General features: G+C 40.0%; 5 protein-coding genes and 2 pseudogenes. 4 read left to right on the top strand and 3 right to left on the bottom strand.

Annotated elements, in window-relative coordinates; all coding sequences use genetic code 11:
* Positions 1–92, top strand: a pseudogene (locus FTV03_RS08990) (IS5/IS1182 family transposase); the annotation flags it as partial.
* Positions 93–181: 89 nt separating this feature from the next.
* On the opposite strand, the gene FTV03_RS08985 reads toward FTV03_RS08990, so the two are convergent.
* Positions 182–1,246, bottom strand: a complete 1,065-nt coding sequence (locus FTV03_RS08985) for an aldehyde reductase (RefSeq protein ID WP_180041086.1) — start codon at positions 1,244–1,246, stop codon at positions 182–184.
* Positions 1,247–1,602: 356 nt separating this feature from the next.
* Positions 1,603–2,937 (bottom strand): annotated as a pseudogene (locus FTV03_RS08980) (ISNCY family transposase).
* Between the two features lie 425 nt (positions 2,938–3,362).
* On the opposite strand from FTV03_RS08980, the gene rlmF reads away from it, so the two are divergent.
* A complete protein-coding gene (rlmF, locus tag FTV03_RS08975) occupies positions 3,363–4,337 on the top strand; it encodes a 23S rRNA (adenine(1618)-N(6))-methyltransferase RlmF (protein WP_180041084.1) in 975 nt (324 codons plus the stop codon).
* A gap of 346 nt (positions 4,338–4,683) precedes the next feature.
* Entirely contained in the window at positions 4,684–5,148 is a 465-nt protein-coding gene (bfr, locus tag FTV03_RS08970; RefSeq protein WP_067762676.1) for a bacterioferritin, read from the top strand.
* A 57-nt stretch (positions 5,149–5,205) separates the two neighbouring features.
* On the opposite strand, the gene FTV03_RS08965 is transcribed toward bfr, so the two are convergent.
* Positions 5,206–5,739, bottom strand: coding sequence for a peroxiredoxin (locus FTV03_RS08965; RefSeq protein WP_373687954.1), 534 nt, complete (start codon positions 5,737–5,739; stop codon positions 5,206–5,208).
* Between the two features lie 223 nt (positions 5,740–5,962).
* Here FTV03_RS08965 and FTV03_RS08960 point away from each other — a divergent pair, with 223 nt between their 5' ends.
* A complete protein-coding gene (locus FTV03_RS08960) occupies positions 5,963–6,694 on the top strand; it encodes a YqiA/YcfP family alpha/beta fold hydrolase (protein ID WP_180041082.1) in 732 nt (243 codons plus the stop codon).

Below are 6,694 nucleotides of genomic sequence, written 5' to 3'. Positions count from 1 at the left end.
TTAGAGGAATTGCCACAAGATACGATAAGCTAAAACGTAACTATCAAAGCGCTGTTGCTTTAGCTTGTATATTTATATGGTTGCCTCTTTAGCTCAATTTATCGGCTGTAAATGTCAACACACCCTAGTTTTTTAATATAAAAAGCCACCTATTCAAGGTGGCTTTTTATTGATGAGTGATTCACGGAATATATTGCTTCACAACACCGTCATCGAGAAGTTGTTGGAAATGCTCAACCACACTGTTTTGAATATCACGGTATTCGATCCCTAATTCTTTCTTGCTCTTAGCTGCATTAAAGTAAATTGGGTAGCCCATATTGAGTTCAACAAATTTACGAGGGAAGCCGGCAAGAGGGCCAAATGCCTTAAAAGCAAACTTCGGTAAGGTATTGCGCGGAAATGGAAATTTATTCCCAAAATGTGCGCGCAATAATTTGCCCATATCTAATAGGCTTAATGTGCCACCACTAATTATATAACGTCCGCTCGCTGCGGGATTGAGAGCTGCTTGTACGTGCGCATCGGCAACATCGCGAACATCGACGATACCATTCCACATTGGTGGAACACCGGCCAAAGTCATACCATTGGCAAACTGTTGTAGAACTTCAACGCTTCCTGACTGTGTTGACGCTGTTAAAGATGGCCCCATGACCAGTGCTGGATTAATACAGACCAGATCCCAACGGTTTTGTGCTTTTTGCATTTCCCACGCTTTGCGCTCAGCCATCACTTTTGAATATGGATAAGGCTGATGAGTTTCTGAACTGGAGGTATTCCAATGCGATTCATCAAATTCATTATGCTCGGTCTGTAGAATATCAATGGCATCACCATAGGTTGATGCGATGCTTGAAGTCACGACAACACGTTGTACAGATTCTGTTTTATTGACACTGTTGAGTACATTTTCAGTGCCTAAAATAGCCGGCTCAATAATGTCTTTTATTGCGTCTTTATAGTTGGTCACAACAAAAGGGGATGCCATATGGATCACAATGTCACAACCTTGCATGGCTGAATCAAATGCACCCTCATCCAATAAATTGGCTTGAAACAGTTTTAAAGCGCCAGTTGTTTTAGCTGCAATTTTTTCGAGATGTGCAAATCCTGATGTTTTATTCAGATCTCGAACTGTGGCATGCACTGTATGACCTAATTCGAGTAAATTTTTGATGACCCAACTGGCAATATAGCCTGTCGCGCCTGTGACGAGTATCTGTCTTGTTGTCTTGCTATTCATATTCTTCAACTTTAATTGACGCATTTTTTATCATATTGAAAATATTTAGTTTTGTCTTTGATTGATTTGAAAAAATATATGTTGATGATTGGGTTTAATGTGCACTAAATTCAGCAGAGAATGCATGTGAACGCTGCAAAAGTACTTTTTTATGATCTTAAAAGCGTGAATATGGGATGAATGTTGGATAGATGCATATTCTTATGAGTATGGACGCAAAATCTCACAGAAAAATGGACAAAGAGTCATATCTAACTTGTGCGCTTTAATTTAAAGCCTAGATCTTAGGTCTAAGCTTCTTCTGCTATTCACCAATTAAAATGTCTATGCGATAAACCATTTAAAATGTCCTGTTTTTAACTGCAAGAGTCAAGAACAGGATTTAAATATCTTTGTTCAATAACAGCTTTCTGAGCTTTACGACTCGGCATACTTTTCTTGAGACGGGAACGTTTATTCTGTTTCTCCAACTCCTCATGTTGCTGCTGGATATGGGCCAGAACCGAGCCTAATCTTTTATTCTCAACAACTGCATTTTGCTGTAGTCCAGACAGTTTATTGAAGGTGCTATAGTTGATCTTCCGTCCTTCATGCATGATCGCTACAGTGCCATCCAGATACTCCAGAAATGAAATGTATTGCCCAACAAGCTTATGATTCAGTGCTGTTGGCTCAAGTATATAAATACACTTGTCATACGTGATGGTCAGGTTCTTCGTGACCTTACGCGGTTCTTGCCAGGTGAAAATATCCTCCAGTTCAGCATCAAACTCTGTTAAAGGGCGATGTAAGTTCTTGGAATTTCTCGCACACTTGACAAACTTCTGATTGAACTGCTCAATGAAGCAGGGTAGTCAGGCATTGGCTTCGGCAATCGAACTGATGCCTTCCAGACGCATCTCCTTGATCAGACGATCCTGAAGTGTCCTGTTGGCACGTTCCACACGACCTTTGGCCTGCGGTGAGTTGGCAAAGATAATATCAATGTTTAACTCGTTGAGGATCCGCCCAAATTGCGTGATCTTGCTGTCTTGGCAGGATTTCTGATTGACTCGGAATACCGAGTGTTTATCGCTATAAAAGGCCAACGGCTTGCCGTATTGCTCAATGTAGGCTCGGGTTGAAAGCATATAATCAAAGGTTGTTTCAGCCTCACAAAAGCGCAGATGCAACAGCTTTCCAGTGGCATCATCGATATAAACCAGCAAGCAGCATTTGGCGGCTCGTCCTTCAAACCAGTCATGATATGAACCATCAATCTGGATCAACTCACCGAAGCAATCCCGGTTATATCGAGGCTGATATGGCCGTTTCAGACGCTTGGATCGCGGAATCCAGAGCTCATTGGCAGTCATCCAGCGACGAACCGTTTCCACAGGAATATTCAGACCAAACATGCTCATCAGCTTCTCATGAGCCAAGGTTGGGCCAAAGCCCAGCAGATGTTCAGAAATAATGGAAAGGCATTCAGACTTTACGGCTTCATCATGGCGACGATGGCCAGGTTGACCACGACTGGCATGTGTCAGGCCTGAAACACCGTCTTGCTTTAGCTTCTGTAATAATCGGGTAATTTGGCGGGTAGAAAGATTCAGGATTTCAGCAGCACGGACTTGTGTAATACGTCGATCGCGAACGTCTTGTAGAACTGCAAGACGTTGTATTTCCTTGTCAGACATAGTGATCAGCATCTCAAATTATATCCGGTCCATGATGTTGATGTACATCATAGACTAAACATTTTTATTGGTGAGAATACAGACACTTTAAATGGTTTCTAACATCTTTTTATTTATCTTTAAATTACAAGATTTTATCTTGATGTAAAAAGCCCAATCATGTGTGATTGGGCTTTTTACGAGATTCTTTCCGTTCCATGCTTAAATTTTGAGTAATGTTTCACAGTTTTGTTTAATGAGATTGAATGCTATAGCAAACAAAAATGTCCAGATAAAATAAGAATAGGCTTCCAAGTGGTTATGGATTTTGCAGATAGGCAAATAAAAGGATTGGGGCGTCATTGTCAGTTAAATTCACGTACAATATCGATTAATTTGCAGGTATAGATCCTGCCTTATCAGATGATTCTGTTCTCCCGTTGATTATTGGCATTCATATGGCGCAAGCAAAGAAATCTTTTCCGCAACAAAAATCGGAACTACATGCACGAAATCTGCATCGCAGTCGTTACGATTTTCCGCAGTTAATCAAGAGTTGTCCGGAACTTGCGCCTTTTGTCAGCCCAAATAAATATAATGATTTATCGGTAGATTTTTCTGATCCGCACGCTGTGAAAATGCTCAACAAAGCATTGCTCAAGCATTTTTATGGCATTCAATATTGGGATATTCCTCAAGATTATCTTTGTCCGCCTATTCCGGGGCGAGCGGACTATATCCACTATTTGGCTGACTTGTTGAGTGCTAACAATAAAGGTCTGATTCCAGCTGGAAACACCGTTCAAGTCTTAGATATTGGCGTTGGCGCGAACTGTATTTATCCGATCATTGGTCATCGAAGCTATGGCTGGAAATTTGTCGGCTCAGACATTCATGCTGCATCGGTTAAAAGTGCCCAATTTATTGTGGAGGCAAATCCGAATCTGCGTAAAGGTATTCAGATTCGATTGCAGAAAAAAGCGAGCAATATTTTCAATGGTGTGATCAAACCTTCAGATCGTTTTGATTTGACCATGTGTAATCCGCCATTTCATGCCTCGCAAGATGAAGCCAACGCGACAGCAACGCAAAAATTAAGAAAACTGGGCAAGCCGGTTGATCGTACCAAGGTGGTGTTAAACTTTGGAGGTCAAAAAAACGAACTCTGGTGTGATGGCGGCGAAGAACGATTTGTCTGCCAAATGGTGCAAGAGAGCATTCAGTTTGCAGAGCAATGCCTTTGGTTTAGTACACTAGTTTCCAAGAAAACAACATTGCCAGTGCTTTTAAAGGCCTTAGCGAAGAGCGGCGCAGTGGATGTGAAAACTATTAAAATGACTCAGGGACAAAAAGAAAGCCGTTTTGTCGCTTGGACTTTTTTAGATTCAAAGCAGCAGCAAGCATGGAACAATGCACGTTGGACTTCAGCTTAAGTCTGTCTTCTTTGGAAATTTGGGTCATCAGTGCACTATTCCATGAATAGAGGCGAGGCATTGCAAGTATGGCGTCTTGGATCAATCCGGCGAATTTTTGCTAAACAAGACGCATTGTTAATTGTTACAAAAAACAGCATCTAGCGATTTTTGCTTATTTTGTGTTCTAAGCGCTTTGAATATTCTGCAAGGGCTTCTTTTATATGTGAAAAATGCGCGGAATTGAACTGCAAATGCGTATGTTTATCATTTAAATTTTATATAAATCATAAACTTACAAAAATTATATTTTGCATTCATTTTGAAACTTGTCCATAATATTTGAAAAGGGTATGGAGTGAAGAAAATGCGTGGCAATCCAGAAGTCGTAGACTACTTAAATATGCTGATCGGTGGCGAACTGGCTGCTCGTGATCAATACTTAATTCATTCCCGTATGTATGAAGATTGGGGCTTAAGTAAAATCTTTGAACGTATCGATCATGAAAGCCAAGAAGAAGGCTCACATGCAGATGCATTGATTCGTCGCGTATTGTTCCTTGAAGGAACGCCAAATATGAATCGTGATGATATTGAAGTCGGTACAGATGTTGTGACCTGTTTAAAAGCAGATTTGGCGCTTGAATATCATGTACGTGAGAAACTTGCACAAGGCGTAAAATTGTGTGAAGAAAAGGGTGACTATGTGACCCGTGATATGCTGCGTCAGCAAATGTCAGATACTGAAGAAGATCATACTTACTGGCTTGAAAAGCAAATGCGTTTGATCGAACTCATTGGCCTTCCAAACTATATTCAGTCTCAAATGTAATTTACGAAAAAATCTAAACACCCAGCACAAGCTGGGTTTTTTATTAAGTCATGAAAACTATTGTTGTAGTTTTTTGATATCTGCCAAAACTTGCGCCGCATGTGTCTGTGTATTCACACTGGTGTAGTAATAAACAATAATACCTTTCGGATCAATGAGAAAGGTTTCACGTTTGGCAAATTTTAAAATCCCTAAGTTTCGTACAATGCCTAACTGTGTCGCCAGCTTATGCTGTTGGTCGGCAAGAATTGGAAAGGGAAGTCCGAGTGCTTTAGAGAACTTTTGATGTGATGCAACATCATCTAAGCTTGCGCCCAAAACAACCGCATTAGTTTTTAAAAATTGTGGATACAGGGTTTTAAATTGATTGGCTTCTTCTGTACAACCGGGTGAGTTGTCTTTGGGATAAAAGTACAGAACGAGCCATTTCCCTTGATATTGCTTCAGTTCGTGCCATTTTCCGTTTTGATCTTGTAATTTAAAGTTGGGTGCGGGTGTGCCTACCCATTGTTTTTGTTTGTTTTGACTGGTGCTGAGTATTGATGTTTCGGCAACTGTGATTTGGGTGGTTGCTATTAAAGCACATGTCATTAAACAGATTTTTAGCAATGAAGAAACTTTCATAGAGCATCAGTTTATATTGTTCTTTATCTGATCTTAGCAAATTTTAAAGCGCTGTAGGCTAGCTGATTTTATATTTATTGAAGTAGATTTCGAATGTCTTTTGGCAAATCGGTTGATGTGCTGAAATGCCACTATCAAACGTGCTCTGAACTTTTATACTATTTGGAATCGTTTAATTTTAGAGTTTGCATTGAAACAACAGATTTTACTTATTACTGGCTGGGGCGGCGGTCGTAAATTACTTGCTCCTTTACAGCAGGCATTGATCGCTCAAGGTTATCAGGTCGAATTATGGAATATTTTTGATGCCTTAAATCTAGAAGTGCTCGAACAGAAAGTTGAATTGGCGCAGCAATTTGATGTGATTATTGGCTGGTCCCTTGGTGGTCAATTGGCGACGATTTTGGTAGATGAAATTCAAAAAAAATATCAACAACAGAAAGTGCTGATCACATTAGGCTCAAATCCAAGTTTTGTGGCTGATGAACAGTGGCCTGCTGCGATGGATCAAGTCAGTTTTCAAAGCTTCAAACAATCTTTCGAGCAGGATGCAATTTCGACCTTAAAAAAGTTTGGTTATATGGTTTGTCAGGGCACTGATAGCAGCAAGCAAGATTTCATCACCTTGCAAAGTTTGATTCAAGCGCAAAATTTAGATGTGCTTCGAGCAGGATTAAACTGTTTGGAGAAGCTTAATAATGTCAGTATCTTGAAAAACTACACAGGTCATCAATACCATATTTTTGCTAAGCAAGATTATTTGGTTAGTTACAAAGTTGAACGCTTACTGCGTAATTTAGCTGTAAAGTTTTTGGAGACTGAATTGGTTTCTGGCTCACATGGCTTTCCATTGTTTGAATCTGAAGTCATAAGTTGCAAAATCTTCCAATATTTAAAGAAAATAGAACAAATCTCTGAATAG

The organism is Acinetobacter sp. YH12218 (assembly GCF_013417925.1).
Taxonomy (GTDB): Bacteria; Pseudomonadota; Gammaproteobacteria; order Pseudomonadales; family Moraxellaceae; genus Acinetobacter; species Acinetobacter amyesii.
The sequence above is the reverse complement of the archived record's forward strand: the minus strand, read 5'-3'. Positions and strand labels throughout refer to the sequence as shown.